The following is a 26,414-nucleotide window of genomic DNA, read 5'->3' as shown; positions in this document are numbered from 1 at the left end:
CCGGCTAACCCTGCGCAGATTAGCTTTACGCAGGAACCCTTGGACTTTCGGCGACAGTGTCTTTCACACTGTTTGTCGTTACTCGTGCCAGCATTCGCACTTCCAATACCTCCAGGAGCCCTCACGGGTCTCCCTTCGCAGGTCTATGGAACGCTCCGCTACCGCGTACACTTGCGTGTACACCCTAAGCTTCGGCTCGTGGCTTGAGCCCCGTTACATTTTCGGCGCAGGAACCCTTATTTAGACCAGTGAGCTGTTACGCTTTCTTTAAAGGATGGCTGCTTCTAAGCCAACCTCCTGGTTGTTTTGGGATTCCCACATCCTTTCCCACTTAGCCACGAATTAGGGGCCTTAGCTGTAGGTCAGGGTTTTTTCCCTCTCCACGACGGACGTTAGCACCCGCCGTGTGTCTCCCGGATAGTACTCTCAGGTATTCGGAGTTTGGTTAGGTTTGGTAAGACGGTAAGTCCCCCTAGCCCATCCAGTGCTCTACCCCCTGAGGTATTCGTCCGAGGCGCTACCTAAATAGCTTTCGCGGAGAACCAGCTATTTCCCAGTTTGATTGGCCTTTCACCCCTAACCACAAGTCATCGGAGCCTTTTTCAACAGGCACCCGTTCGGTCCTCCAGTGAGTGTTACCTCACCTTCAACCTGCTCATGGCTAGATCACTAGGTTTCGGGTCTAATACAACGAACTTGACGCCCTATTCAGACTCGCTTTCGCTACGCCTTCGCCTATCGGCTTAAGCTTGCTCGTTAAATTAAGTCGCTGGCCCATAATACAAAAGGTACGACGTCACCCAGAACGTATCTTGGGCTCCGTCTGTTTGTAGGTGTCCGGTTTCAGGTCTATTTCACTCCCCTCGTCGGGGTGCTTTTCACCTTTCCCTCACGGTACTGGTTCACTATCGGTCGCTGAGGAGTACTTAGGCTTGGAGGGTGGTCCCCCCGCGTTCAGACAGGATTGCACGTGTCCCGCCTTACTCGAGCATCAATGTTTGCATTACTTGTACGGGGCTATCACCCTCTGAGGCTCTGCTTTCCTGACAGATTCCAATTGTCGCACATTGATGACTGGCCTGGTCCGCGTTCGCTCGCCACTACTAACGGAGTCTCTGTTGATGTCCTTTCCTCCAGGTACTTAGATGTTTCAGTTCCCTGGGTTTGCTTGAAACCTCCTATTTTATTCGGAAGTCTCATACCTTCACTTGATAACCAGAAATCCAAAACCTCGCAGGTTTCCCCGCACGATCTGGCTTCTCGCATTTCTGGTCGAACACCAAGACACAAGGTCTTGGAGTTCTGGCTATCGAAGGTGGGTTTCCCCATTCGGAAATCCGCGGATCAAAGCTTCTTCGCAGCTCCCCACGGCTTATCGCAGCGTAGCACGTCCTTCGTCGCCTCTCAGCGCCAAGGCATCCACCGAACACCCTTAAGGCACTTGATTGCTCTCATTATCAATGTCCACACACTCGGCAGAATGTATGCCGCACATCTGTTTGGGACCGAGATCCCGAACGCGCACCCTCGATGAATGCTCTGTCGCGGCCGGACATTGACTAGAAAGACCAGCTTGCTTCGTAAGATCGTTCCGATAGCCAGGCGGTCAAGCTTGGCTAAAAGGATCATTTACAACTCGTCATCTGCCTCACGGCTGATAGCGAGCGCCGAAATGATCCGGAGATAATGAAGTACCGCGCGATTGCTCGCACGATCCAACTCGGATCGATCTCCTCTTTACGATGTCAGAAATCACGCAATCACAGTCTTTGGTGAAGACTTGCGAAATGCGAAGTGATGTTTCGCGGACGACGGTCGAGATGTCGGTGATCAAACCATCTGGTGGAGCCAGACGGGATCGAACCGACGACCTCATGCTTGCAAAGCACGCGCTCTCCCAGCTGAGCTATGGCCCCGTAACCAGAAGACGAATGCTCACTCGATGAAAGTGGTGGGCCTGGGAAGACTTGAACTTCCGACCTCACGCTTATCAAGCGCGCGCTCTAACCAACTGAGCTACAAGCCCCTAACGCATATCCTTTGAAGGATTAGGGATCTTGCTCGCGTGCGGCCGGCGCAAAGCGCCAACGTGATCGCACAGCGCAGCCCCCTGGCGCGTGTTCGTCCGCGAAGAAAGAGAAACGAAGACGGCGAAATCCCGCCAATGGAGCTCAACAATCCTGAAACTGTTGGCCCCTGAATGTTTCTAAAACGGTCCGATAGCGAGCGTGAGCTCTCTGAAGGACCATCCTTAGAAAGGAGGTGATCCAGCCGCAGGTTCCCCTACGGCTACCTTGTTACGACTTCACCCCAGTCGCTGACCCTACCGTGGCCGGCTGCCCCCTTTCGGTTAGCGCACCGTCTTCAGGTAAAACCAACTCCCATGGTGTGACGGGCGGTGTGTACAAGGCCCGGGAACGTATTCACCGTGGCATGCTGATCCACGATTACTAGCGATTCCAACTTCATGGGCTCGAGTTGCAGAGCCCAATCCGAACTGAGACGGCTTTTTGAGATTTGCTAAGGGTTGCCCCTTCGCTTCCCATTGTCACCGCCATTGTAGCACGTGTGTAGCCCAGCCCGTAAGGGCCATGAGGACTTGACGTCATGGGTTGCGCTCGTTGCGGGACTTAACCCAACATCTCACGACACGAGCTGACGACAGCCATGCAGCACCTGTCTCCGGTCCAGCCGAACTGAAGAACTCCGTCTCTGGAGTCCGCGACCGGGATGTCAAGGGCTGGTAAGGTTCTGCGCGTTGCGTCGAATTAAACCACATGCTCCACCGCTTGTGCGGGCCCCCGTCAATTCCTTTGAGTTTTAATCTTGCGACCGTACTCCCCAGGCGGAATGCTTAAAGCGTTAGCTGCGCCACTAGTGAGTAAACCCACTAACGGCTGGCATTCATCGTTTACGGCGTGGACTACCAGGGTATCTAATCCTGTTTGCTCCCCACGCTTTCGTGCCTCAGCGTCAGTACCGGGCCAGTGAGCCGCCTTCGCCACTGGTGTTCTTGCGAATATCTACGAATTTCACCTCTACACTCGCAGTTCCACTCACCTCTCCCGGACTCAAGATCCTCAGTATCAAAGGCAGTTCTGGAGTTGAGCTCCAGGATTTCACCCCTGACTTAAAGACCCGCCTACGCACCCTTTACGCCCAGTGATTCCGAGCAACGCTAGCCCCCTTCGTATTACCGCGGCTGCTGGCACGAAGTTAGCCGGGGCTTATTCTTGCGGTACCGTCATTATCTTCCCGCACAAAAGAGCTTTACAACCCTAGGGCCTTCATCACTCACGCGGCATGGCTGGATCAGGGTTGCCCCCATTGTCCAATATTCCCCACTGCTGCCTCCCGTAGGAGTTTGGGCCGTGTCTCAGTCCCAATGTGGCTGATCATCCTCTCAGACCAGCTACTGATCGTCGCCTTGGTGAGCCATTACCTCACCAACTAGCTAATCAGACGCGGGCCGATCTTTCGGCGATAAATCTTTCCCCGTAAGGGCTTATTCGGTATTAGCACAAGTTTCCCTGTGTTGTTCCGAACCAAAAGGTACGTTCCCACGCGTTACTCACCCGTCTGCCGCTGACGTATTGCTACGCCCGCTCGACTTGCATGTGTTAAGCCTGCCGCCAGCGTTCGCTCTGAGCCAGGATCAAACTCTCAAGTTGGACTTGAACTTTGAACCGGCTGATCACAACGTTTGACGAGGTCCACACCAAAATCGCCCGCGATTCACATCGCTGACGACCCGATCTCAATGAAGAGATCATGGTGTAACCTTTTAAAACGTGTACCGCCGAAGTCTTTCGTCCGGCCCCGAACGTTGAAAACCGAAGTTTCCAAGTATTCGAGACCCGCAAGGACTCCGCCGTCCACGTTTCTCTTTCTTCATCTTCACTTGTCAAACAGCCCGGGGTCCGAGAACCCCAACTCCCCTTGGCGGGGAGGTCCGCAAAACTCTCATTCGACGGCAAATGACAACCGATGGGTATCGGCTGTTGATTCACTCATCATCATGAGGAGCTTGACGGGCACGACAAACTGCCTTGGCCAAGGGGCCAATGCAGCGCCGCGCTCAGTGGTCGGGTTATAGGCCCGCCCAATCGGCGTTGTCAACGCCTATCGTCAACAAAACTTCACATCGAAAGCGGGAATCTTTGGCAGCGAGGAAACCCCTTTATTTCGGGGCTTTGCGCCGTACTTGAGCCACAATCCTGCGACGTTCTGAGACTAGTTAAGTATTGAATCGCCGGGACGCCAGAGGGGGCTGCCGGCGGTTTGACTGGGGGAATGGCGGCCAGTATTCGCTGCTCCCCATACGGCCGAGAAACATCGAGAGCTCTGCGCACCATTGACCTTCGAGATTCCGGCCGCTCTTCAAGGGCCCCTGATTCCCGAATTCCATCCGTGCGACGCGCCATGCTCCGGAGGTACCCCTTTGATCGGGGGTGCGTGCGGGACCGGGGTTTGAGCGACGAGGTAATCGAATGTTAACGGAACTTGGGGGGACGGCGGCTTGAGCCAACGGACGTCACGTGGGGGCGGATACGGGCGCGAGGCAGGGATCATCGATCTCGGCCACGAGCCGCCGCTTTCCGTCGACGGTACCGAGGCCGCGGTGATCGATCGCCGCCGCGTCTCCGTACAGTGGTTCAGCGGCACCATCCTGACGGGCCTGTGCGGCGCAGCTCTGATCGGCGGCGCCGTTTTCGCGTCGCTCGACGGCGAGATGACCTTCGCCAAAATCCCCGAACGCGTCGAGGGGGCGTTGCGCGGGGGATTCGGCGCCAACGACAAGACCGCAAGCCTGCACAAGAGCGACCGGCTGCCGCCGCCCAGCGAATCCTCCGCCGCGCGCAACGTCATCCGCGTCTCGACCGCCACCCGCGTCGGCAACCGCGACGTCATGCGGGTGCGGCCTTTCATCCGCATCTCCGGCAATCTGTCGATGGCCACCAGCGACCTGTCGGCCAAGATCCCGCCGTTCAACGCCCAGCGCATGCTGACCGATGTCGGCTCCCCCACCCAGACCGCCGCCGACGATCCCAACAATCCCGATGCCGTCGAGCCCGACGCCGAAGTCTCCTTCGTGATGAAGGATCTCGGCACGATCCTGCCGAAGGCCAAGATCGCCGCCAACGTGCCGCTGGACGAGATCATCCTGCGCGTGCGCGACGCCTCGAACTGGCGCGGCAATTCCGGCGGCGTCCGCTACGCCACGCTCGCCAACGCCACGGCCGACGCCAGCGGCGTGAAATCGGACATCAAGCTGGCCTATGCAACCGAGGGCGTCTCCTCCGACCCCTATGCCGGCTTCGAGACGCGCGTGGTGCCGGAAAACGTCACGCTGCTGCCGAAGACCAAGGACCAGGTCACCGGCGGCAATCCCACCGGCGAACGCGTCCATACGGTCAAGAAGGGCGATACCGTCACCTCGATCCTGCGCGACCAGGGCGCAACGCCCGAGGAAGCCAAGGCGATCGCCTACACGCTCGGCGCAAAGGGCCGCGACGGCGGCCTGAAGGAAGGCCAGAAGGTTCGCATCCTGATGGTGCCGGCCTCGCAGACGCCCGGCGCCAGGCTGCAGCCCTATCGCGTGATGGTCGCCAACGACGCCGCCATCGAAGCGGTGGCCGCGCTGTCGGATCTCGGCAAATACGTCGCCGTCGACGTGCAGAGCATGAACACCGTCACTGAAACCGCGGCCGCCGATGACGATGACGACGACGACGGCAGCGGCGTGAGGCTCTACCAGAGCATCTACGAAACCGCGCTGCGCAACAAGGTTCCGGCCAACGTCATCGAGGACATGATCCGGATCTACTCCTACGACGTCGACTTCCAGCGCAAGGTGCAGCCCGGCGATTCCTTCGACGTGTTCTACGCCGGCGAAGACGAAGGCGCGACGATCACGGAAAGGAACGAGGTGCTGTACGCCTCGCTCACGGTCGGCGGCGAAACCAAGAAATACTACCGGTTCCAGACCCCCGACGATTCCGTCGTCGACTTCTATGACGACACCGGCAAGAGCGCGAAGAAATTCCTGGTCCGCAAGCCCGTCAACAACGCCATCATGCGCTCCGGTTTCGGCGGCCGCCGCCATCCGATCCTCGGCTATGTGAAGATGCACACCGGCGTCGACTGGGCCACGCCCTACGGTACGCCGATCTTCGCCTCCGGCAACGGCGTGGTCGAGAAGGTCGGCTGGGAAGGCGGCTACGGAAAGTATGTCCGCATCAAGCACAACAACGGATACGAGACCGCCTACGGCCACATGTCCGCCTATGCCAAGGGCATGGAGCCCGGCAAACGCGTTCGCCAGGGCCAGGTCATCGGTTTCGTCGGTTCGACCGGCATGTCGACCGGCGCCCACGTCCACTATGAAATCCTGGTCAACGGCCGCTTCGTCGATCCCATGCGCATCAAGCTGCCGCGCGGCCGTTCGCTGGAGGGCGGAGTCCTTGCCGGCTTCGAGAAGGAACGCGATCGCCTCGACGGCATGATGCACAACCGCGGCGGCGCCGGCGCGCGCGTCTCGGATGCGACGGGCACCACCAGCGTCCGTCAGGTCAGCAACCGCTGACGAAGTGAACTCCCCGCCCCCCCGATTCAAGGCTGCCCAACTGGCGGCCTTTCATTTTGTGGCACTGGCTTGTGGCACTGGCTTGTGGCAGTGGCGCGCCGTCTATCCCGTGATCGGCGCCGCCAGCGCCTCGTCCACGCCGGCACGAGCAAAATCGGCGAAGTAGCGCTTGATGCGATCGGTATCGGTGTGGATCGAGAACCGGCGCACGCTTCCCCAGCTTATGTCGATCACGAAGACACCGAAATTTCCTCCCGCCGATCCGTCGGGCAGACCGAAGAAGTCGCGCCACTCGACCACGGCGGTCGTGTTCCAAGGCCATCCGGAGACGTGAATATCGTCGACCTCGAAGCGCAGGTCCGGGAACAGCCGATGCAGCCGTGCATACCACTCGTCGACCTTCGCCTTGCTCTCGCGGCGACCGCCGAGCGCATGGTCGCCGGCAAATTCGTGCCGGAGCGGTTCGGCGAACTGGGCGGTGACGTAGGCGATATCGCCCCTCGAAAGCCTGGCGAGCGTGTTGCGCAGCCGCCGCTCGACAATCGCATGATACATCGTGGCACCTCGACGCTTTGCTACCGCAGCGAATGCTATCTCTAAAAGTTGCATTATGCAACTTACTATGATAGCCGGACGAAATGAGAAGAACGCCCTTCGACACCATGAACTGCTCGCTTGCGAACGCGCTCGACCAGATCGGCGACTGGTGGACCCTGCTGATCCTGCGCGAGGTCATCATCGGCTGCGACCGCTTCGACGGAATCCAGGCGGCACTGGGCATCGCCAGAAACATTCTCACCGTTCGCCTCACGAAACTGGTCGAACACGGCATTCTCGAGCGGCAGAGCATTTCACCCGGCGGCAAGCGCACCGCCTATCGGCTGACCGAAAAAGGCGGGGAGTTGTTGCCGGCCCTGCTGGCCCTGATGCAATGGGGCGACCGCTGGATCAGCGGCAAGGGCAGAGAGCCGATGATCGCGACGGAAGCCGCGACTCCCCGGCGCCTGCCACGCCTGATCCTGCGCGATGCCAAGGGCAAACCACTCGGCGCTGCGGATATCAGGTTCCGGCCGGGTCCCGGAGCGAGGCCAGCGACGAAGTCGCATCTCGATCGGCTGCAGCGGTCGCGCAAGGGCTAACGCAGCGATTGTTTCCACGCGGCGGAATGTCGGGAGGCCGCGAGTGTCTTTGAGGCCAGTCGCCGTCGCGAAAAGTCGCAGCGATACTGCGCGATAGTCCTTGCAGCTCTACGGACAGCGGTTCACTCTCGCAATCAACAAGAGACGAGGGCGGAACGCGGGCATGCAGGCATATATCGCGCGGCGGCTATTGGCGCTGGTGCCGGCGCTGTTCTTCGCCAGCCTGATCGTGTTCGTCATCGTTCGTCTCGTACCGGGCAGCATCATTGACATGATGCTGGCGCAGAACGACGTCGGCGCCGACAAGCTCAGCCGCGATCAGCTCATCGCCACGCTCGGCCTCGACCGGCCGATGTGGCAGCAATATTTTTCCTGGATCGGCGGCATCCTGCTGCAGGGCGATTTCGGCAAGTCGCTGTGGCAGAACACGCCGGTGCGGGAACTGCTCGCCCAGCGACTGCCCGTTACCTTTCAGCTCGGCCTGATGGCGCTGATCGTGGCGCTGCTCGTCGCGATCCCGATCGGCATTTACTCGGCGATCCGGCAGGACACCGCGGGCGACTATCTCACCCGCTCCTTCTCCATCCTGATGCTGGCGGTGCCGAGCTTCTGGATGGGTACCATGGTGATGGTGTTCCCCTCGATCTGGTGGGGCTGGTCGCCGCAGGTGAAATTCGTGCCGTTCACCGAGCATCCCATCGAGAATGTCAAGCAGATGATCCTGCCGGCGCTCATCCTCGGCATGGCGCTGTCGGCGATCACCATGCGCCTGACCCGCACCATGATGCTGGAGGTGCTGCGGCAGGACTATATCCGCACCGCCTGGGCCAAGGGATTGTCCGAACGGCTGGTCGTGATCCGCCACGCGCTGCGCAACGCGCTGATCCCCGTCGTGACCCTGGTCGGCCTGCAGGCGCCGATCCTGATCGGCGGCGCCGTGATCGTGGAGCAGATCTTCGTCATTCCCGGCATGGGACTTCTGCTGCTCGACGCCATCAGCCAGCGCGACTATCCGATCATCACCGGCGTGAGTCTCGTGATCGGCTTCTGCGTGATGCTGATCAATCTCGTGGTCGACCTTTCCTACGGCCTGCTCGATCCCAAGGTGAGATACCGCTGATGACGCTGGCGATCGACATCCCCGCTGCCGGCGCACGCAAGGAACGCAACGGCGTCATCCGCTTTATCGTCCGCCTGTTCCGCGAGAAGCCGCTGGGCGCGGCCGGCGGCGTCATCTTCGTACTGTTCCTGTTCTGCGGCATCTTCGCCGACGTGCTGGCGCCCTACGGCATGAACCAGATATCGCCGCGCACGCGGCTGATGGCGCCGTCCTGGGCGCACTGGTTCGGCACCGACAATCTCGGCCGCGACATGCTCTCGCGCTGCCTCTACGGCGCGCAGATCTCCGTCATCATCGCCTTCACCACCGCAACGCTCGCGACCGTCATCTCGATCGTGGTCGGCATCGTCACCGGCTATCTCGGCGGCAAGATCGACCTGGTCGTGCAGCGCTTCGTCGACGCCTGGATGAGCTTTCCCGATCTCATCATCCTCCTGGTCGTCGTCTCCGTGCTCGGCCCCGGCGTGCCGCAGATCATCTTCACCCTCGGCTGCCTGCTCGGCATCGCCGGCTCGCGCATCATCCGCTCCGCGGTCGTCTCGGTGCGCGAGAACATGTATGTGCATGCCGCGCAATCGATCGGCGCCTCCACCGGCCGCATCCTGCTGCGCCATATTCTCCCGAATATCATGCCGCCGATCATCGTGCTGTTCACGACCCGCGTCGGCACCGTGATCCTGGCGGAGTCCAGCCTGTCTTTCCTCGGCCTCGGCGTGCCGCCGCCGACCCCGACCTGGGGCGGCATGCTGTCGGGCTCGGGCCGCACCTTCATGTTCCAGGGACCCTGGCTGGCGCTGGCGCCCGGCCTGTGCCTGACCGTCGTCGTCTACGCCACCAACGTGTTTGGAGACGCGCTGCGCGATCTCCTCGATCCGCGCATGCGCGGCTCGCGATAGTTCAACCGATCAAAACGGGAGGGAAGCCATGAAAAAGTTCAGGACAGCGCTGCTCGCGGCAGCGTCGATCGCGGCGACGCTCGCCTTCACCAGCCCCGTCTCGGCGCAGTCGGAGCAGCCGCCGAAGCCCGGCGGGACGCTCGAAATCGGCACAGTCTATGTGACGCTGTCGGCGCTGTCCTGGGACAATGCCGACTGGAACTGGAAGCACAATCACGACACCGGCCAGGTCTATGAGCAGCTGTTTGCCGCCGACCTCTCCAAGTCGAAGCGGCTCGGCGGCAAGCATCCCTTCTATGCCGATGCGTGGCTGCCGACCGACGCGATCCGCGGCGAGCTCGCCGAGAGCTGGGAGTGGAAGAAGGACCCGCTGCGCATGGAGGTGAAGCTGCGCAAGGGCGTCATGTTCCCCGAAAAGCCCGGCGTGATGGCGGCGCGTGAATTCGTCGCCGACGACGTCGTCACCACCTTCAACCGCCTCGACAAGAGCCCGAAGAAGATTTCCACCTATTTCGACCACGTCGAGAAGGTGGAGGCCGCCGACAAGCACACCGTGGTGTTCACCTTCAAGAACTACAACGCCGAATGGGACTACCGCTTCGGCTGGGGCTACTATTCCGGCATCATCCCGAAGGAAGTCGCCGACGCCGGCGCCGGCAACTGGAAGAACGTCAACGGCACCGGGCCGTTCATGCTCGCCGACTTCGTCCAGGGCAACTCCAACACTTACGTGAAAAACCCGAACTACTGGGACAAGGAAAAGATCAACGGCATCGAGGTGAAGCTGCCGCTGGTCGACAAGCTCGTGTTCCGCACCATCAAGGACGAGGCGACCTACCTCACGGCGCTACGCACCGGCAAGCTCGACATCCTCGAAAGCATCCGCTGGTCGGCGGTGGACGAACTGAAGAAGAGCGCGCCGCAATTGCAGTGGTCGAAATGGCTGTCGATGAGCGGCACGTTCCTCGCCATGCGGGTCGACACCAAGCCGTTCGACGACGTCCGCGTCCGCCGCGCGCTCAACATGGCCATCAACAAGCAGGAGATCGTCAAGGATTATTACGGCGGCAACGCCGAGCTGTTCGCCTACCCGCAGCACCCCGATTATCTCGGCTATTTCGAGCCGCTGGAGGCGATGCCGGATTCGATCAAGGAGCTCTACACCTACAATCCGGCAAAGGCGAAGAAGCTGCTGGCGGAAGCCGGCGTGCCCAACGGCTTCACCTTCAAGGTCCAGGTCTGCTCCTGCTCGCCCGACCACATGGACCTGCTGCCGCTGGTCGCGGCCTATCTGGAACAGGTCGGCGTCAAGGTCGAGATCCAGCCGATGGAATATGGCGCGTTCCTCTCCGCCATGACCACCAAGACCAACACGCCCGGCTATTTCATGAACAACGGCCACACCAACCCCACCACGAGCATCCGCAAGAGCTTCGTGAAGGGCCAGGTGTGGAATCCCTCGCAGTGGAACGACCCCGAATACGACAAGAAGATGGAAGCGGTCTATCAGGAGCAGGATGAAGGCAAGCGCCAGGTCATGCTGAAGGAGATGACCCGCGAGATCCTCGACAAGGCGCCCTATGTCTGGCTGCCGACGCCCTACATCTTCACGGCATGGTGGCCGTGGGTGAAGAACTATGGCGGCGAGCTGCGCGCCGGCGCGGTACGTCCGGGTCCGATCTATGCGCGGATGTGGATCGACCAGGAGATGAAGAAGAAGATGGGCCACTGAACGGCAGCGAGAGAAGCGATGACGTCCCCGCTGCTCGAGGTCAAAGGCCTGACGACACGGTTCCGCACCGAGCGCGGAACCGTGACGGCGGTCGATGACGTCTCCTTCCATGTCGATCCCGGCGAGACGCTCGCCATCGTCGGCGAGTCCGGTTCGGGCAAGAGCGTCACCGCGCTCTCGGTCCTGCGCCTGATCCCGAACCCGCCGGGACAGATCGAGCGCGGCGAGATCTTGTTCGACGGCGAAGACCTCCTCAAGCTCGACGATCCCGGCATCCGCGAGGTGCGCGGCAACAAGATCGCCATGATCTTCCAGGAGCCGATGTCCTCGCTCAATCCGGCGCTCACCGTCGGGCTGCAGGTGGCCGAGCCGATCAACGTCCACCGCGGCACGGCATGGACGAAAGCCTACGAGGCCGCGACCGAGCTGATCGGCCGCGTGCGCATCGCGGATGCCGCAAGCCGGCTCAATTCCTATCCGCATCAATATTCCGGCGGTATGCGCCAGCGCGTGATGATCGCGATGGCGCTGGCCTGCGCGCCGCGGCTGATCATCGCGGACGAACCGACCACCGCGCTCGACGTCACCGTGCAGGCGCAGATCCTCGATCTCTTGAAGGAACTGACGCGCGAGACCGGCTCGTCGCTGATCCTGATCACCCACGACCTCGGCGTCGTCGCCCGCTATGCCGACCGCGTCGCCGTCATGTATGGCGGCCGCATCGTCGAGGTCGCCCCGGCACGTGAGCTCTATGCGCGGCCGAAACACCCCTACACCTCCGGCCTGATGGCTTCCGTGCCGCGGCTCGACGGCGGCGGCCGCAGACGGCTGATGCCGATCGAAGGCCAGCCGCCCGATCTCGCCAGCCTGCCCGCCGGCTGCTCCTTTGGTCCGCGCTGCCGCGCCATCCTCGACCAGTGCCGCGCCGCGCGCCCCGAGCTGGTACAGGTCGGCGACCGACACTCCAAGGCCTGCTTTGCCGATGTCTGACGCGCTGCCGCAAGTCCCCGCCAACGAGCCGATCCTCCGCGTCGAGGATCTCAAGGTGCATTTCCCCGTCACCAAGGGGATCATCATCCAGCGCCAAGTGGCGACGGTGAAGGCCGTAGACGGCGTCTCCTTCACCATCCGCCGCGGCGAGACGCTTGGCCTCGTCGGCGAGAGCGGCTCGGGCAAATCCACCACGGGGCTCGCGGTGCTGCGCATGCTGACGCCGACCGCCGGCCGCATCGTGTTCGAGGGGCAGGACATCGCCCATCATGACGGCGCGGAACTGCTGGAAGTCCGCCGCCGCATGCAGATGGTCTATCAGGACCCCTACGGCTCGCTGAATCCGCGCATGACGATCCGCACCATCGTCGGCGAACCGCTGGCCGTGCACGGGCTCGACGCCGACAGGAAGGCAACGCGCGACAAGATCGCCGAGCTGATCGCCTCCGTCGGCCTGTTGCCCGACATGGCCGATCGCTATCCGCACGAATTCTCGGGCGGCCAGCGCCAGCGCATCGGCATTGCGCGCGCGCTTGCGCTGGAGCCGAGCCTCCTGATCGCAGACGAGCCGGTCTCCGCGCTGGACGTCTCGATCCAGGCCCAGGTGATCAATTTGTTCATGGACCTGCAGGAGCGACTAGGGCTGACCTATCTCTTCATCGCCCACGATCTCGCGGTTGTCCGCCACATCTCGACCCGCATCGCCGTGATGTATCTCGGCCGCCTGGTCGAGATCGCCGACCGCGACGAGCTCTACCAGAATCCCCTGCACCCCTACACCGAAGCGCTGATGGCGGCGGTTCCCGTTGCCGACCCCGAGGTCGAGGCCAAGCGTCCGCGTACCGTGATCTCCGGCGAGGTGCCGAGCGCGCTGCGCCCGCCGCCGGGCTGCGCCTTCCACACCCGCTGCCCACGGGTGATGGCGCGGTGCAAGACCGAGCAGCCGCAATTGCGCGAGGTTGCGCCGGGACGCGCAGTGTCGTGTCATTTGCACAGCAATTGAAATGAAGAAGCCTCCCCTCGCGTGAGGGGAGGCTTGGATAGTGAACCTTCTATCGGCAGGCGTCAGTTCAGCTTGCGCTTCGGAACCGGAGCCTCGAACTGCGCGATCTCGGCGGTCTGCGCCGGCTTGCCGTTGAAGGTCAGCACATTGCCCTTGGTCGCGATTTTGACCTTGTCGCCGTCGGAAACCTCGCCGGCCAGGATCATCTCGGCGAGAGGGTCCTGCACGCTGCGCTGGATCACCCGCTTCAGCGGACGGGCGCCGTAGGCCGGGTCCCAGCCCTTGTCGGCGAGCCAGTCGCGCGCCGCCGTATCGAGCGTCAGCTCGATCTTGCGGTCTTCCAGCAACTTCTGCAGCCGGGTGAACTGGATCTCGACGATCCGCCCCATCTCGCTCTTCTGCAGGCGATGGAACAGGATGATCTCGTCGACGCGGTTGAGGAATTCGGGACGGAAATGCGCCCGTACCATCCCCATCACCTGATCGCGCACGGCCGAGGTGTCTTCGCCTTCCGGCTGGTTCACCAGGAACTCCGAACCGAGGTTCGAGGTCATGATGATCAGCGTGTTGCGGAAATCCACCGTGCGGCCCTGGCCGTCGGTCAGCCGGCCGTCGTCGAGCACCTGCAACAGCACGTTGAAGACGTCGGGATGCGCCTTCTCGATCTCGTCGAACAGCACCACCTGGTACGGACGCCGCCGCACCGCCTCGGTGAGCGCGCCGCCCTCGTCATAGCCGACATAGCCCGGAGGCGCGCCGATCAGACGGGAGACCGAGTGCTTCTCCATGTATTCGGACATGTCGAGGCGGACCATCGCGGTCTCGTCGTTGAACAGATATTCCGCCAGCGCCTTGGTCAACTCGGTCTTGCCGACGCCGGTGGGGCCCAGGAACATGAACGATCCGGTCGGCCGGTGCGGGTCCTGCAAGCCGGCGCGCGAACGCCGCACGGCGGTCGCGACCGCACGCACCGCCTCGGCCTGGCCGACGACGCGTTTGCCGAGCGCCTCCTCCATCTTGAGGAGCTTGTCCTTTTCGCCTTCCAGCATCTTGTCGACGGGCACGCCGGTCCAGCGCGACACCACCTGCGCGATGTGGTTGGCGGTGACCGCCTCCTCCATCATCTCGCCGGGGGCCTCGTTCTCCTCGATCTCGGCCAGCTTCTTCTCCAGCTCGGGGATCCTGCCATAGGCCAGCTCGCCCGCACGCTGGAATTCGCCGCGGCGCTGCGCGTTGGCGAGTTCGATGCGCAAGCCGTCGAGCTCGCTCTTCAGCTTGGCCGCGTCCGAAAGCTTGTTCTTCTCCTTGCTCCAGCGCGCCGTCAGCGCCGCCGACTTCTCCTCGAGGTCGGCTAGCTCCTTTTCCAGCGTCTGCAGCCGGCTCTTGGAGCCCGGATCGCTTTCCTTCTTCAGCGCCTCCTGCTCGATCTTGAGGCGGATGATGTCGCGGTCGAGCAGATCGAGCTCTTCCGGCTTGGAATCGACCTGCATCTTCAACCGCGCCGCCGCCTCGTCCATCAGGTCGATGGCCTTGTCGGGCAGGAAGCGGTCGGTGATGTAGCGGTTCGACAGCATGGTGGCCGCTACCAGCGCGGAATCGGTGATGCGCACGCCGTGATGCTGCTCGTACTTGTCCTTCAGGCCGCGCAGGATCGAGATAGTGTCCTCGACCGTGGGCTCGCTGACATAGATCGGCTGGAATCTGCGGGCGAGCGCCGCGTCCTTTTCGACATGCTTCTGGTACTCATCGAGCGTGGTGGCACCGATGCAGTGCAGCTCGCCGCGCGCCAGCGCGGGCTTCAGCAGGTTGGACGCATCCATCGCGCCGTCGGCCTTGCCGGCGCCGATCAGCGTGTGCATCTCGTCGATGAACAGGATGATGCCGCCCTCCGCGGAAGTGACCTCCTGCAGCACGGCCTTCAGCCGCTCCTCGAACTCGCCGCGATACTTTGCACCGGCAATCAGCGCGCCCATGTCGAGCGAAAGAAGCTTCTTGTCCTTCAGGCTCTCCGGCACGTCGCCGTTGACGATGCGCAGCGCCAGACCCTCGACGATGGCGGTCTTGCCGACGCCGGGCTCGCCGATCAGCACCGGATTGTTCTTGGTGCGGCGGGAGAGCACCTGGATGGTGCGGCGGATTTCCTCGTCGCGGCCGATCACCGGGTCGAGCTTGCCGTCGCGTGCGGCCTGGGTGAGGTCGCGGGCATATTTCTTCAGCGCGTCATAGGCGTTCTCGGCGGTCGCGGAATCCGCGGTGCGGCCCTTTCGCAGGGCCTCGATCGCCGCATTGAGGTTTTGCGCGCTGACGCCGCCCTTGCTCAAAATGCCGCCGGCTTCGCTGTTCTTGTCCAGTGCAAGACCGAGCAGCAGCCGCTCGACGGTGACAAAGCTGTCGCCGGCCTTTTCGGCCGCCTTCTCGGAGGCATCGAAGGCGCGCGCCAGTTCGGGCGCGAGATAGACCTGTCCGGCGCCGCTGCCGGAAACCTTCGGCAGCTTGTTCAGCGCCTCCTCGGTCGCCTTCAGGATGGCTCGGGAATTGCCGCCGGCGCGGTCGATCAAGCCGCTCGCCAGCCCCTCATTGTCGTCCAGGAGCACTTTCAGCACATGCAGCGTGGAGAACTGCTGGTGGCCGTCGCGCACGGCAAGCGACTGCGCCGACTGGATGAAGCCGCGCGCACGTTCGGTGTATTTTTCAATATTCATTGTTTGCATTCCCTCGGCATGCCTCAACCGCCCCTAAGGCACGATTGCGGCATCTTCATTGGGTATCCGCGGTCCGCGTTGACATTTCTCAACCGGCCGCGGTCGTCGCCCTCGGTAGGCTTGAAGCAGATATGGGCATGGGGTTCCCCGGGCGGAAGGGAGGCGCTCACAAAATCGCGAGCGGTGGCGCGGGGCCGGGGAATCCCCTAATAAACCGCATGCCCGAGCCCATCCCCGCCCCCGCTGAGATCACTGGCCTTTACCGCTACCCCGTTAAGGGCCTGACCCCGGAGCCCCTCACCAGCACGGTGCTCAAACCCGGCCAGACGCTGCTGGCGGACCGCCGCTACGCCATCGAGAACGGCCCCTCCGGCTTCGACCCGGCCGCGCCGGCCTGGCTGGCAAAGCCGCATTTCCTGATGCTGATGCGGGACGAATGGCTGGCAGGTCTACGCACGCATTTCGACGATGCCACCAATGTCCTAACCATCCGCCAAAACGGCAAGGTAGCTGCCCAAGGCGATCTGGAGACCGCGCAAGGCCGAGCCGCGATCGAGACCTTTTTCGCGACCGCCTATGCCGGCGAGATCAAAGGCCCGCCCAAGGTGCTGACCAGCCCCGGCCACAGCTTTTCCGACGTCGCCCGCAAGGTCGTCTCCATCATCAATCTGGCCAGCGTCCGCGCCATCGAGAACATGGTGGGCGGGCCGGTGCATCCGCTGCGCTTCCGCGCCAACCTCTATGTCGAGGGGTGGCCGGCCTGGTCCGAATTTGATCTCGTCGACCGCACGCTTGCGATCGGCGATGTCAGGCTGAAGGTGGTCAAGCGCATCGTCCGTTGCGCCGCCGTCAATGTCGATCCCGATACCGCCGAGCGGGACCTCGCGATCCCGCAGGCGCTGCAACGGCGGCTCGGCCATGGCGATTGCGGCATCTATGCCGAGGTGATCGCCGGGGGCACCATCGCCGTCGGCGACACGATTGCGGCAGAGCAGGTCGAGCTACTCTAGCGTGGCGATGTCCGTGGGCGCCGGAGCGGGCAGAATGAAACTGGCGTTCCTCACCCTCCTGATGATCGCGCTGCCCGAAACGGCAGCGCTGGCCGACCCGAAGCTCGACGCGCTGCTGGCCGCCTATCCCGATCGGCTTGCCTCCTATACCGACGACGAACTGGTCTGGAAGGACGGCACGCGGATGCCGCTCGGCAGCGCCGGCGCGCGGCACCCCTTCGCGGAAATGCTGGAGCGCGGCAGCATTCGCGAGCAGTTTGCCATTCCCTACCCGCTCGCGACGGCGCCGTTCCGGCCGCCGGCGACGGACGAAGATCCCGGGCGCATCCGCAACGAGGCGTTCTTCCTCAAGATGTACGGCGATTGCCGCCGCGGCGAGGTGACGGCGAAGCTGCGGTCCGTTGCATGGCTTCCCCGCCATGGCGGGGGCACAGTCCGCGCCACCACGGTCAATGGCGTTGCCGATCAGCTCGAGAAGGTGTCCCGCGAGCTGGATGCATTGCCGCAGGACATGATCCGCTATCTCATCCCGACGTCCGGCATCTACAACTGCCGGCCGATTGCCGGCACCAACCGCCTTTCCGTCCACGCCTTTGGCGCTGCGATCGACATCAATGCGGGCTTCGGCGACTACTGGCAGTGGACGAAGCGGCCCGAAGGGGCGCTGGTGTGGCGCAACAGGATCCCGCGCGAAATCGTCGAGATATTCGAGCGCCACGGCTTCATCTGGGGCGGTCGCTGGTACCATTTCGACAGCCTGCATTTCGAGTACCGCCCCGAACTGATTGCGCTTGCCAAGCGGGGATGGCCGCGCGAATAGTTTTGCATTGCCTGCCGGGTATGAAGGAAAGATCGATGAGGGCCTTCTGGGCGATCGGCGCCGCCATGCTGGGGATGCTGGCCACTGCGCCCGCGGCCGCCGAAAGCCGGCTGGCCTTCGTGGTCGGCAACGACGCCTATCGCAACGTCAATCCGTTGCAGAAGGCCGTCAACGACGCCCGCGCCGTCAGCCGCAGCTTGCAGGAACTCGGCTTCCGCGTCACGCTCGGGGAAAACCTGGCCTGGCGCGACTATGTGGAGAAGTTCAGCCTGTTCGAGAATTCGATCCGGCCGGGCGACGTCGCCTTCCTGTTCTATTCCGGCCACGGCGTCGAAATTGACGGCGCGAATTACCTGATACCGGTCGATGCGCCAAAAGTTTCTCCCGAGCAGCAGAGCCTGCTCAAGGATGTCTCGATCTCCACGGACAATCTGATCCAGCGGCTGAAGGCGCGCGGCACCCGCACGCAGATCATCGTGCTGGATGCCTGCCGCGAGAATCCGTTCCGGCTGGCCAGCGGCCGGTCGGTCGGCGGCGCGCGCGGTCTTGCCGATGCGCGCGTGCCGGGCGGCGTCTTCATGATCTATTCCGCTGGCGTCGGCGAAGTCGCGCTCGACCGCCTGTCGGACAGTGACGCCGATCCCAATTCGGTCTTCACGCGAAGCTTCCTGCCGCTCTTGGGCAATCCGGACAATTCGCTGGTCGCGGTCGCCAAGCAGACCCGCTCGAAGGTCAAGTCGCTGGCATCCACGATCGGCCAGACCCAGTCGCCCGCCTATTATGACGAGATCGACGGTGACATTTTCCTGGCCAAGGACTCGCCACTGACGCCGCCGCCCGCGGTACAGCCCCCGCCGCCGCAGGTGGCGATCCTGCCGCCGGTCCCGCCGCAAAGCCCGCCGCCCACGAGACCTGTCGAGCCAGCGCCGGTTGCCGTGCCGTCGCAGGACTTCGTCTTCCCGGACTCCGACCGGGTCCGGCTGACACGCGACATGGTGGCAAGGCTCTCGCCCGCCCAACTCCGGATCGCCCGCAACGAAATCTATGCGCGGCGCGGCCGCTACTTCCGCGACCCCGCGCTCGCCGCCTATTTCGGGCGCTTCGGCTGGTATCGCCCCTATACCTGGGACGTGCCGCTCAACGCCACCGAGCAGGCCAATGTCAGCCTGATCGCCTCGTTCGAACGCTGACCGAGCCAACAAACAACAACGGGGAGAAGCCGGGATGCCCTATGCCGTCGCCAAGGATAATGTCCGCCTTTATTTCGAAGAGGCGGGAAGCGGAACGCCGGTCATCTTCCTGCACGAATTCGCGGCCGACCACACCAATTGGGAGCCGCAGATGCGCTACTTCTCGCGCGGCCACCGCTGCATCGCCTATTCCGCACGCGGCTATACGCCCTCCGACGTTCCACCGACGGCCGACGTCTACACCTACAAGCACTTCTACACCGACGCGCTCGCCGTGCTCGATCATCTGAGCATCGATAAAGCGCATTTCGTCGGCCTCTCCATGGGCTCCTACTCATCGCTGCAGATCGGCCTCAACGCGCCCGGGCGTGCGCTGTCGATGACGCTCGCCGCCGTCGGCGCCGGCTCGCCCATCGAGAACCTCGAGGCCTTTCGCGCGCAGTGCCGCGCCAATGCCGAACAGTATGAAACGATCGGTTCGATCGAGGTCGCCAAGGTGACGCGCGAGGCGCCGAGCCGCATTCCATTCCTGCTGAAGGATCCGCGCGGCCACGCCGACTTCTACGCCGCGCTGGCGCGGCACAGTGCGAAGGGTTCGGCCAACACGATGCGCAGCTTCCAGGGCGGCAGGCCCTCGATCTACACCATGGTCGACGCGATCCGGAAAGTGCCGACACCGGCGCTGATCCTGTGCGGCGACGAGGACGACAATTGCATTGAGCCCAGCCTGTTCCTGAAGCAGCACCTGCCGGCGGCAGGTCTCGCCTTCTTTCCCAAATCGGGTCACGTGCTCAATCTGGAGGAGCCGGCGCTGTTCAACGAGATGGTCGAACGCTTCATTGCGCTGGTGGAAGCCGGCCGCTGGCCCGTGCGCGATCCGCGCTCACTAGTGCACGCGCCGGTCTAGCTGTCATTTCCCCCGGCTCAGCAAAAACACGCCCTGCTCGCCGAACATGTTCCAGACCCACCAGGGCAGGTTCAGCGGCACCGGGCGGCCGTAGAGATCGAGCGCCACCGAGCGCTCCATCTTGACGTTGATCGCGTCGCACAGCTCGACGAAATCCTTGATGGTGCAGAAATGGATATTGGCGGTGTCGTACCATGTCGCCGGCAGATTCTCCGTGCGCGGCATGTGCCCGCCGACCAAGAGCTGCAGCCGCATCTTCCAGAAGCCGAAATTGGGAAACGAGACGATGGCGCGGCGGCCGATGCGCAAGAGATTCTCCAGCACCACCCTCGGCTGCCGAGTGGCCTGCAGCGTCTGCGACAGGATCACGTAGTCGAAGGCATCGTCGGGATAGTTGACGAGGTCGGTGTCGGCGTCGCCCTGCACCACGGCAAGACCCTTGGCGACGCAGCGGTTGACGCCCTCGCGCGACAGTTCGATGCCTCGGCCGTCGATGCCGCGGCTCTCCAGGAGCTGCAGCAACTCGCCGTCGCCACAGCCGACATCGAGCACGCGCGAGCCGGGCTCGATCATCCCCGCGACCAGCAGATGATCGGTGCGATACTTGCCGGTGCGATCCGGCGCAATGCCCGGCAGCGGCAGCGTCTGTTCCTGGAGCGCCATATCAGCCACCCGCCTTCAGCCCGTGTGCCTTGCCTGCCGATTGCAGGAAGGCGCGGACTATGTCGAAGAATTCGGGCACGTCGAGCAGGAAGGCGTCGTGACCGCGATCGGTCTCGATCTCCGCGAACGACACCCGCGCGCTGGATGCGTTCAGCGCATGCACCAGCGCCCGCGATTCCGAGGTCGGGAACAGCCAGTCGGAGGTGAAGGACACCACGCAGAACCGCGTCTTGATGCCTCTGAACGCCTTTGCCAGCACGCCGCCGTGGTCGGCGGCGATGTCGAAATAGTCCATGGCGCGCGTCAAATAGAGATAGCTGTTGGCATCGAAGCGCTCGACAAAAGACGAGCCCTGGTAGCGCAGATAGCTCTCGACCTGGAAATCCGCGTCGAACGAGAACGTCGGCAGGTCGCGATCCTGCATCCGCCGGCCGAACTTGCGATGCAGCGCGGCATCCGAGAGATAGGTGATATGGCCCGCCATGCGCGCCACCGCGAGCCCGCGATGCGGGTGCGAGCCGTGGTCGACATAGCGGCCGCCGCGCCAGTCCGGATCGGCCATGATGGCCTGCCGCCCGAGCTCGTGGAACGCGATGTTCTGCGCCGAATGGCGCGTCGCACATGCGATCGGCAGCGCCGAGAACACGCGGTCCGGATAGGCCGCCGTCCATTGCAGCACCTGCATGCCGCCCATCGAGCCGCCGACCACGGAGAACAGCGTGTCGATGCCGAGACGATCGATCAGCATGGTCTGCGCGCGCACCATGTCGGGGATGGTGATGATCGGAAAATCCAGCCCCCAGGGCTTGCCGGTCGCGGGGTTGGTCGAGGCAGGCCCGGTCGAGCCCATGCAGCCGCCGATCACGTTGGCGCAGATGATGAAGTACTGGCTGGTGTCGAGCGGCAGGCCCGGTCCGACCATGGTGTCCCACCAGCCCGGCTTGCCCGTGATGGGATGCGTATTGAAGACATGCTGATCGCCGGTCAGCGCATGGCAGATCAGGATCGCGTTGGAGCGGTCGGCGTTGAGTTCGCCATAGGTCTGGTAGGCGATCTGGAACGGCGCGAGATCGACGCCGCAATCGAGCTTGAGCGGCTGGTCCATGCCGAACTTCGCGACCGCTGAGGAGGGATGATCGGCCTCGTGCAAACGATCGTCGATCTGGATCGCCGGACTTACAATCGACTTCAACTCTGTCATTTCAGCACCGGCCTCCGCGCAGGGAGGTCCTACAGACATCAGGCCAATAAAAAACCCGGCCTGAACGAGGTTCGGCCGGGATGTCTGTCCCCGGCCTGTTTAGCGATTTATTTAACGTGGCTGCAAGCCGGCCGGCTCAAATGACCACGGAACAAGGTTAAGGCTAGCGGCAGGACGGCGTTTCGTCAAGGCGAGGCGATGGTTAACCGGCGGCGCGTGCGCGTTGGGAGCGTGCCCAAATTCCGTCATTTCCTTTGCTTTCAGCGCCGGTCTTACCTAATCAATGCCCTTGTTCGCCGGTCTCTTTCCGGCATCTCGTTGGGTTCGTTCATGTCAAAGCCGCCCCCCGCTCCGCCCTCGCTGGCCGAGCTGCGCAAGGAGATCGATGCCATCGACGAGCAGGTGCATCGCCTGCTGATGGCGCGCGGCGACATCATCGACCGCCTGATCCAGGTGAAGCAGACCCAGGAAGTGGGTTCGGCATTCCGCCCCGCGCGCGAAGCCAGCATGATGCGGCAGCTGGTGGAGCGCCATCGCGGCATCCTGCCGCTCGACACCATCGAGAGCATCTGGCGCGTCATCATCTCGACCTTCACCTATGTCCAGGCGCCATTCTCGGTGCACGCCGACGTATCCGTCGGCGAATCCGCGATGCGGGATTCGGCGCGGTTTCACTTCGGCTTTGTCGTGCCCTATGTCGCGCATTTCAGCGGCACCGCGGCGGTCGAGGCAGTGGCGAAATCCAAGGGCGATTTGGCGCTGGTCTCGGCGGTGTCGAGCCGCACGCCGTGGTGGAACGAGCTCGAAGCCGATGGCGCGCCGAAGATCATCGCGCGGCTGCCCTTCCTCGAGCGCGCCGACCACCCGGCGGCGCTGCCGGTGTTCGTGATCTCGCGCGTCGCTGACGATGCGATGGTAACGGAAGTGCAGATGTGGAGCGTCCGCGTCTCCGGCTGGAATGCCGATATCGCGCGCGCACTGGCGCCGCTCGCCGAAATCGTCGCCGTGCCCGACACGGCCTTCGACGGCGCGGCGCTCCTGGTGTCGGTGGCCGGCGGCGGGTTCGAGAAGATCAAGCTGGCCCTGCTGAAAGCAGGCGCCTCGGTGCGCTCTTCGGCTCTCGTCGGCAGCCACGCAACGCGCTATACGGTGCCCCCGAGCGGGGCGGCGAGGTCCTAGGGCCGCCCTGACCATCCGGAGATGAAGATGTCCCGCCCTGTGCCGAATCCCGGCATTCTCGATATTGCGCCCTACACGCCGGGTAAGACCCCGGTGCCCGAGCCGGGCCGCAAGGTGTTCAAGCTGTCGGCGAACGAGACCCCGTTCGGGCCCTCGCCGAAGGCGATCGAAGCCTACAAGGCGGTGGCTGATCATCTAGAGGACTATCCGGAAGGCACCTCGCGGGTGCTGCGCGAGGCGATCGGCCGCGCCTTCGGACTCGATCCGGACCGCATCATCTGCGGCGCCGGCTCGGACGAAATCCTCAATTTGCTCGCCCACACCTATCTCAGCCAGGGCGACGAGGCGATCTCCACGGCGCACGGCTTTCTGGTCTATCCGATCGCGACCATGGCGAACGGCGCCAAAAATGTCGTCGCGCCGGAGACCGAGTACACCGCCGATGTCGATGCGATCCTCGCGCGCGTGACGCCGCGCACCAAGCTGGTGTGGCTCGCCAACCCGAACAATCCGACCGGCACCTATCTGCCGTTCGACCAGGTCAAGCGCCTGCGCGCCGGCCTGCCCGGCCATGTGCTGCTGGTGCTGGATGCCGCCTATTCCGATTATGTCTCGCGCAACGACTACGAGCTCGGCATCGAGCTGGTGGCGACCACCGAGAACACGGTGATGACGCACACCTTCTCCAAGATCCACGGGCTTGCTGCCTTGCGGATCGGCTGGATGTTCGGGCCTGCGCACATCGTCGACGCCGTCAACCGCATCCGCGGCCCCTTCAACGTCTCCACCTCGGCGATGAAGGCGGCGGTGGCGGCGATCGAAGACACCGCGCATGTCCAGATGTCGAAGGCGCACACCGAGAAGTGGCGCAACTGGCTCACCGAGGAGATCGGCAAGCTCGGTCTCAAGGTGACGCCGAGCGTCGCCAATTTCGTGCTGATCCATTTCCCGACGACCAAGGGCAAGACCGCGGCGGAGGCGGATGTGTTCCTCACGAAGCGCGGCCTCGTGCTGCGCGGACTCAACAATTACGGCCTGCCGCATGCGCTGCGCATGACCATCGGCACCGAGGAGGCCAACCGCCTCGTCGTGGAAGGCCTGCGCGACTTCATGGCGGGCAAGTGAGCGCACCGGGTTCATTCAAGCGTGTCGCGCTGATCGGCTTCGGACTGATCGGCGGCTCGATCGCGCGCGCCGCCCGCCTGCAGGGGCTGGCGGACGAGATCGTCACCACCGCGCGCTCGGAGAAGACACGCGCGCGCGTCAGGGAGCTCGGCGTCGTCGACCGCGTGGTCGAGAGCAATGTCGAGGCCGTCAGGGATGCCGACCTCGTCATCCTCTGCATCCCCGTCGGCGCCTGCGGCGCGGTCGCGGCCGAGATCGGACCGCATCTCAAGCCAGGGGCCATCGTCTCCGACGTCGGTTCCGTGAAGGGCGCCGTGGTGCGCGAGATGGCGCCGCATATTCCCGCCGGGGTCCACTTCGTGCCCGCACATCCCGTGGCCGGTACCGAACATTCGGGTCCGGATTCCGGTTTCGCCGAGCTCTTCATCAACCGCTGGTGCATCCTCACCCCGCCCGAGGGCGTGGCAGCCGAGGCAACCGAGAAGCTGCGCGCATTCTGGGCCGGGCTCGGCGCCAAGGTCGAGATCATGACGCCGGACCATCATGATCTCGTGCTCGCCATCACCAGCCATCTGCCGCATCTGATCGCCTACACCATCGTCGGCACTGCCGACGAGCTGGCGCAGGTGACGGAGTCCGAGGTCATCAAGTTCTCCGCCGGAGGCTTTCGCGATTTCACCCGCATCGCAGCCTCCGATCCCACGATGTGGCGCGACGTGTTCCTCACCAACAAGGAAGCCGTGCTGGAAATGCTCGGCACCTTCACCGAGGATCTCTCCAAGCTTACCCGCGCGATCCGTCGCGGCGACGGCGAGGCGCTGTTCGACCACTTCACCCGCACCCGCGCCATCCGCCGCGGCATCGTCGAGATCGGCCAGGATTCGGCGGCGCCCGATTTCGGCCGGCCGCATGAGGCCCTGAAAAAGTCCTAGAACAGCGGCGGCACCTGCCCGACCTTGACGGGCCCGAACAGCACCGCGCCGTTGGCGAAGCGCAGCGGGAAGGCGCGCGCCTTCTTGCCTTCCAGCACGGCCTCGCTGCCGATCGAGTTCAGCGTGGCGGCGACGCCGACATTGGCGTTCTTCTTGACCATCTTGCCCAGCCCCGGAATGGCCTTGTCGAGCGCGCCGAACAGGTTGTTGAGGTCCTGCGTCTTCACGCCCGGCGCAACGCGGTCGAGCGTGGCCTGCGGCACGCCCTCCTCCAGCAGCTTTTCGATGCCGAGCGCCGGCACGATGCGCTCGAGCCCCGTGACCGTCATCTGCAATTCGCCGTCGAGGTTGCCGTTGGCGTTGAGCGCCAGCGTACCGGCGGCGACCGCGATCATGTCGCCCTGCTGGATGCGCGACTGCACGATCTCGACCTTGCCGCCGGCTGCCGCAATCTCGCGAAAGCGTTCCGGCCAGGGTTTTGGCGCAAAATCCTTCAGGCCCGTGAACCTTGCGCGAACGTCGGCGTTGAAGGGCTCGGCCAGCACGGGATGCACGCCCTGCACGCTGCCGTCATTCAACTGCAGCACCGTCTCGATCACGGGATGATCGGCCGGCGAACCGTCGGCGAGGCGGCCGTGCAGCTCGAGATGCTTCGCCCGCGCGACCGGCACCTGGATCGAATTGGCGTTGACGCGGTCGATCGCGGCATCGTCGAATACGATCGATCCGCGCTGCGGCACGGCGGGCAATCCCACCACGCTGGCGCGGCCCTTGCTCCAGTCGACCCGCAGCGGCGCCTGTTCGGGGATCGCAACGCTTGCGGGCGATTTGAATTCCGCGATCACCCGCTTCGGATCGTAGATCTGCGCGACCACGAGGATCTCGCCGAGCTTCGCGGTGAACGGGACGTTCGACGCCGTCTGCGAGACCAGCGCGACGCTGGCGCCCTCGCAAGCGATTTCGAGGCGGAACGGAAAGCCCGCCACGCTGCGCTTCGAGCAGTCATAGTTGCGGCCGGATTTCGCTTCCTGCGCGCGCCAGGCGTCGGCACGCACGCCGACCTGGGAGGCGGCATAGAACCAGAAACCGCTCCATGCCGCGGCGGCGATCAGGAGCAATACGGGAGCGATGAACAGCCGCCAGAGCGGGCGCCGTCGCGGCGCGGAGATATCGACTTGCATGGGCGGGCCTTTGGCGGACGATTTTGTCAAATGTAAGC

General features: G+C 63.5%; 19 protein-coding genes, 2 tRNA genes, 2 rRNA genes and 1 riboswitch. Of the genes, 14 read left to right on the top strand and 9 right to left on the bottom strand.

Annotated features, from left to right (window positions below; translation table 11 throughout):
- From HZB49_RS19985 to HZB49_RS19970, 4 genes are all read right to left on the bottom strand, one after another.
- Positions 1-1,447, bottom strand: a 23S ribosomal RNA gene (locus HZB49_RS19985); the annotation flags it as partial.
- Between the two features lie 393 nt (positions 1,448-1,840).
- Positions 1,841-1,916: transfer RNA gene (locus HZB49_RS19980), tRNA-Ala, on the bottom strand.
- A 33-nt stretch (positions 1,917-1,949) separates the two neighbouring features.
- Positions 1,950-2,026 (bottom strand) — tRNA-Ile (locus HZB49_RS19975).
- A 229-nt stretch (positions 2,027-2,255) separates the two neighbouring features.
- Positions 2,256-3,671 (bottom strand): 16S ribosomal RNA (locus HZB49_RS19970).
- A gap of 848 nt (positions 3,672-4,519) precedes the next feature.
- Here HZB49_RS19970 and HZB49_RS19965 point away from each other — a divergent pair.
- Positions 4,520-6,586: a M23 family metallopeptidase gene (locus tag HZB49_RS19965; protein WP_291614497.1), complete on the top strand. Its 2,067-nt coding sequence runs from the start codon at positions 4,520-4,522 to the stop codon at positions 6,584-6,586.
- Positions 6,587-6,688: 102 nt separating this feature from the next.
- Here the strand turns inward: HZB49_RS19965 and HZB49_RS19960 are convergent, their stop codons facing one another.
- Positions 6,689-7,141 carry a nuclear transport factor 2 family protein gene (locus HZB49_RS19960; RefSeq protein ID WP_291614494.1) on the bottom strand — a complete coding sequence of 151 codons (453 nt, stop codon included), beginning with the start codon at positions 7,139-7,141 and terminating at the stop codon, positions 6,689-6,691.
- 83 nt (positions 7,142-7,224) lie between these two features.
- On the opposite strand from HZB49_RS19960, the gene HZB49_RS19955 reads away from it, so the two are divergent.
- The 6 genes from HZB49_RS19955 to HZB49_RS19930 all read left to right on the top strand — a co-directional run bounded on the left by HZB49_RS19955 (position 7,225) and on the right by HZB49_RS19930 (position 13,466).
- On the top strand, positions 7,225-7,725 hold the full coding sequence (locus HZB49_RS19955; protein WP_291614492.1) for a helix-turn-helix domain-containing protein: 501 nt from the start codon (positions 7,225-7,227) through the stop codon (positions 7,723-7,725).
- 163 nt (positions 7,726-7,888) lie between these two features.
- The gene (locus HZB49_RS19950) at positions 7,889-8,845 is read left to right on the top strand and encodes an ABC transporter permease (RefSeq protein ID WP_291614490.1); all 957 of its coding nucleotides are present in this window, start codon (positions 7,889-7,891) and stop codon (positions 8,843-8,845) included.
- Positions 8,845-9,741, top strand: coding sequence for an ABC transporter permease (locus HZB49_RS19945; protein WP_291614488.1), 897 nt, complete (start codon positions 8,845-8,847; stop codon positions 9,739-9,741). Before HZB49_RS19950 ends, HZB49_RS19945 begins: the two co-directional genes overlap by 1 nt.
- 28 nt (positions 9,742-9,769) lie before the next feature.
- The gene (locus HZB49_RS19940; protein WP_291614486.1) at positions 9,770-11,473 is read left to right on the top strand and encodes an ABC transporter substrate-binding protein; all 1,704 of its coding nucleotides are present in this window, start codon (positions 9,770-9,772) and stop codon (positions 11,471-11,473) included.
- A gap of 18 nt (positions 11,474-11,491) precedes the next feature.
- A complete protein-coding gene (locus HZB49_RS19935) occupies positions 11,492-12,463 on the top strand; it encodes an ABC transporter ATP-binding protein (RefSeq protein WP_291614484.1) in 972 nt (323 codons plus the stop codon).
- Entirely contained in the window at positions 12,456-13,466 is a 1,011-nt protein-coding gene (locus HZB49_RS19930) for a dipeptide ABC transporter ATP-binding protein (RefSeq protein ID WP_291614483.1), read from the top strand. Before HZB49_RS19935 ends, HZB49_RS19930 begins: the two co-directional genes overlap by 8 nt.
- A 62-nt stretch (positions 13,467-13,528) precedes the next feature.
- Here HZB49_RS19930 and clpB read toward each other — a convergent pair whose 3' ends face one another.
- Positions 13,529-16,168: an ATP-dependent chaperone ClpB gene (clpB, locus tag HZB49_RS19925; RefSeq protein WP_291614481.1), complete on the bottom strand. Its 2,640-nt coding sequence runs from the start codon at positions 16,166-16,168 to the stop codon at positions 13,529-13,531.
- Between the two features lie 218 nt (positions 16,169-16,386).
- Between clpB and HZB49_RS19920 the strand changes: the two genes are divergently transcribed.
- Genes HZB49_RS19920 through HZB49_RS19905 form a run of 4 tightly spaced genes read left to right on the top strand, consistent with a single transcriptional unit; the run spans position 16,387 to position 20,095 of the window.
- Positions 16,387-17,178 (top strand): MOSC domain-containing protein, encoded by a 792-nt coding sequence (locus HZB49_RS19920; RefSeq protein WP_291614479.1) that lies wholly within the window; start codon positions 16,387-16,389, stop codon positions 17,176-17,178.
- Between the two features lie 34 nt (positions 17,179-17,212).
- Entirely contained in the window at positions 17,213-17,998 is a 786-nt protein-coding gene (locus tag HZB49_RS19915) for a M15 family metallopeptidase (RefSeq protein WP_291614478.1), read from the top strand.
- A gap of 35 nt (positions 17,999-18,033) precedes the next feature.
- The gene (locus HZB49_RS19910) at positions 18,034-19,188 is read left to right on the top strand and encodes a caspase family protein (protein WP_291614476.1); all 1,155 of its coding nucleotides are present in this window, start codon (positions 18,034-18,036) and stop codon (positions 19,186-19,188) included.
- Between the two features lie 34 nt (positions 19,189-19,222).
- Positions 19,223-20,095: an alpha/beta hydrolase gene (locus tag HZB49_RS19905; protein ID WP_291614475.1), complete on the top strand. Its 873-nt coding sequence runs from the start codon at positions 19,223-19,225 to the stop codon at positions 20,093-20,095.
- Between the two features lie 3 nt (positions 20,096-20,098).
- On the opposite strand, the gene metW is transcribed toward HZB49_RS19905, so the two are convergent.
- The gene (metW, locus tag HZB49_RS19900) at positions 20,099-20,758 is read right to left on the bottom strand and encodes a methionine biosynthesis protein MetW (protein WP_291614473.1); all 660 of its coding nucleotides are present in this window, start codon (positions 20,756-20,758) and stop codon (positions 20,099-20,101) included.
- Between the two features lies 1 nt (position 20,759).
- A complete protein-coding gene (locus HZB49_RS19895; RefSeq protein ID WP_291614471.1) occupies positions 20,760-21,959 on the bottom strand; it encodes a homoserine O-acetyltransferase in 1,200 nt (399 codons plus the stop codon).
- Positions 21,960-22,037: 78 nt separating this feature from the next.
- A riboswitch (SAM riboswitch) is annotated at positions 22,038-22,117 on the bottom strand.
- A 172-nt stretch (positions 22,118-22,289) separates the two neighbouring features.
- On the opposite strand from HZB49_RS19895, the gene HZB49_RS19890 reads away from it, so the two are divergent.
- Genes HZB49_RS19890 through HZB49_RS19880 form a run of 3 tightly spaced genes read left to right on the top strand, consistent with a single transcriptional unit; the run spans position 22,290 to position 25,195 of the window.
- Positions 22,290-23,138 (top strand): chorismate mutase, encoded by an 849-nt coding sequence (locus HZB49_RS19890; protein ID WP_291614469.1) that lies wholly within the window; start codon positions 22,290-22,292, stop codon positions 23,136-23,138.
- A gap of 27 nt (positions 23,139-23,165) precedes the next feature.
- Entirely contained in the window at positions 23,166-24,263 is a 1,098-nt protein-coding gene (gene hisC, locus HZB49_RS19885; RefSeq protein WP_291614467.1) for a histidinol-phosphate transaminase, read from the top strand.
- Complete coding sequence (locus HZB49_RS19880) at positions 24,260-25,195, top strand: prephenate/arogenate dehydrogenase family protein (RefSeq protein WP_291614465.1); 936 nt, start codon at positions 24,260-24,262, stop codon at positions 25,193-25,195. Before hisC ends, HZB49_RS19880 begins: the two co-directional genes overlap by 4 nt.
- Here HZB49_RS19880 and HZB49_RS19875 read toward each other — a convergent pair.
- Positions 25,192-26,376, bottom strand: a complete 1,185-nt coding sequence (locus tag HZB49_RS19875) for a DUF2125 domain-containing protein (RefSeq protein WP_291614463.1) — start codon at positions 26,374-26,376, stop codon at positions 25,192-25,194. The genes HZB49_RS19880 and HZB49_RS19875 overlap by 4 nt on opposite strands.
- Between the last annotated feature and the right edge of the window lie 38 nt (positions 26,377-26,414).

The sequence above is a fragment of the Bradyrhizobium sp. genome (genome assembly GCF_016219575.1).
In the GTDB taxonomy this organism is placed as follows: Bacteria; Pseudomonadota; Alphaproteobacteria; order Rhizobiales; family Xanthobacteraceae; genus Bradyrhizobium.
The sequence above is the reverse complement of the archived record's forward strand: the minus strand, read 5'-3'. Positions and strand labels throughout refer to the sequence as shown.

Excerpts from the sequence above, each read along its gene's own strand:
- HZB49_RS19875 (WP_291614463.1), bottom strand. The coding sequence starts at position 26,376 with ATGCAAGTCGATATCTCCGCGCCGCGACGGCGCCCGCTCTGGCGGCTG.
- HZB49_RS19940 (WP_291614486.1), top strand. The coding sequence starts at position 9,770 with ATGAAAAAGTTCAGGACAGCGCTGCTCGCGGCAGCGTCGATCGCGGCG.
- HZB49_RS19920 (WP_291614479.1), top strand. The coding sequence starts at position 16,387 with ATGCCCGAGCCCATCCCCGCCCCCGCTGAGATCACTGGCCTTTACCGC.
- HZB49_RS19950 (WP_291614490.1), top strand. The coding sequence starts at position 7,889 with ATGCAGGCATATATCGCGCGGCGGCTATTGGCGCTGGTGCCGGCGCTG.
- hisC (WP_291614467.1), top strand. The coding sequence starts at position 23,166 with ATGTCCCGCCCTGTGCCGAATCCCGGCATTCTCGATATTGCGCCCTAC.
- HZB49_RS19955 (WP_291614492.1), top strand. The coding sequence starts at position 7,225 with ATGAGAAGAACGCCCTTCGACACCATGAACTGCTCGCTTGCGAACGCG.
- HZB49_RS19945 (WP_291614488.1), top strand. The coding sequence starts at position 8,845 with ATGACGCTGGCGATCGACATCCCCGCTGCCGGCGCACGCAAGGAACGC.
- HZB49_RS19935 (WP_291614484.1), top strand. The coding sequence starts at position 11,492 with ATGACGTCCCCGCTGCTCGAGGTCAAAGGCCTGACGACACGGTTCCGC.
- HZB49_RS19895 (WP_291614471.1), bottom strand. The coding sequence starts at position 21,959 with ATGACAGAGTTGAAGTCGATTGTAAGTCCGGCGATCCAGATCGACGAT.
- HZB49_RS19930 (WP_291614483.1), top strand. The coding sequence starts at position 12,456 with ATGTCTGACGCGCTGCCGCAAGTCCCCGCCAACGAGCCGATCCTCCGC.
- metW (WP_291614473.1), bottom strand. The coding sequence starts at position 20,758 with ATGGCGCTCCAGGAACAGACGCTGCCGCTGCCGGGCATTGCGCCGGAT.
- HZB49_RS19890 (WP_291614469.1), top strand. The coding sequence starts at position 22,290 with ATGTCAAAGCCGCCCCCCGCTCCGCCCTCGCTGGCCGAGCTGCGCAAG.
- clpB (WP_291614481.1), bottom strand. The coding sequence starts at position 16,168 with ATGAATATTGAAAAATACACCGAACGTGCGCGCGGCTTCATCCAGTCG.
- HZB49_RS19915 (WP_291614478.1), top strand. The coding sequence starts at position 17,213 with ATGAAACTGGCGTTCCTCACCCTCCTGATGATCGCGCTGCCCGAAACG.
- HZB49_RS19960 (WP_291614494.1), bottom strand. The coding sequence starts at position 7,141 with ATGTATCATGCGATTGTCGAGCGGCGGCTGCGCAACACGCTCGCCAGG.
- HZB49_RS19905 (WP_291614475.1), top strand. The coding sequence starts at position 19,223 with ATGCCCTATGCCGTCGCCAAGGATAATGTCCGCCTTTATTTCGAAGAG.
- HZB49_RS19910 (WP_291614476.1), top strand. The coding sequence starts at position 18,034 with ATGAGGGCCTTCTGGGCGATCGGCGCCGCCATGCTGGGGATGCTGGCC.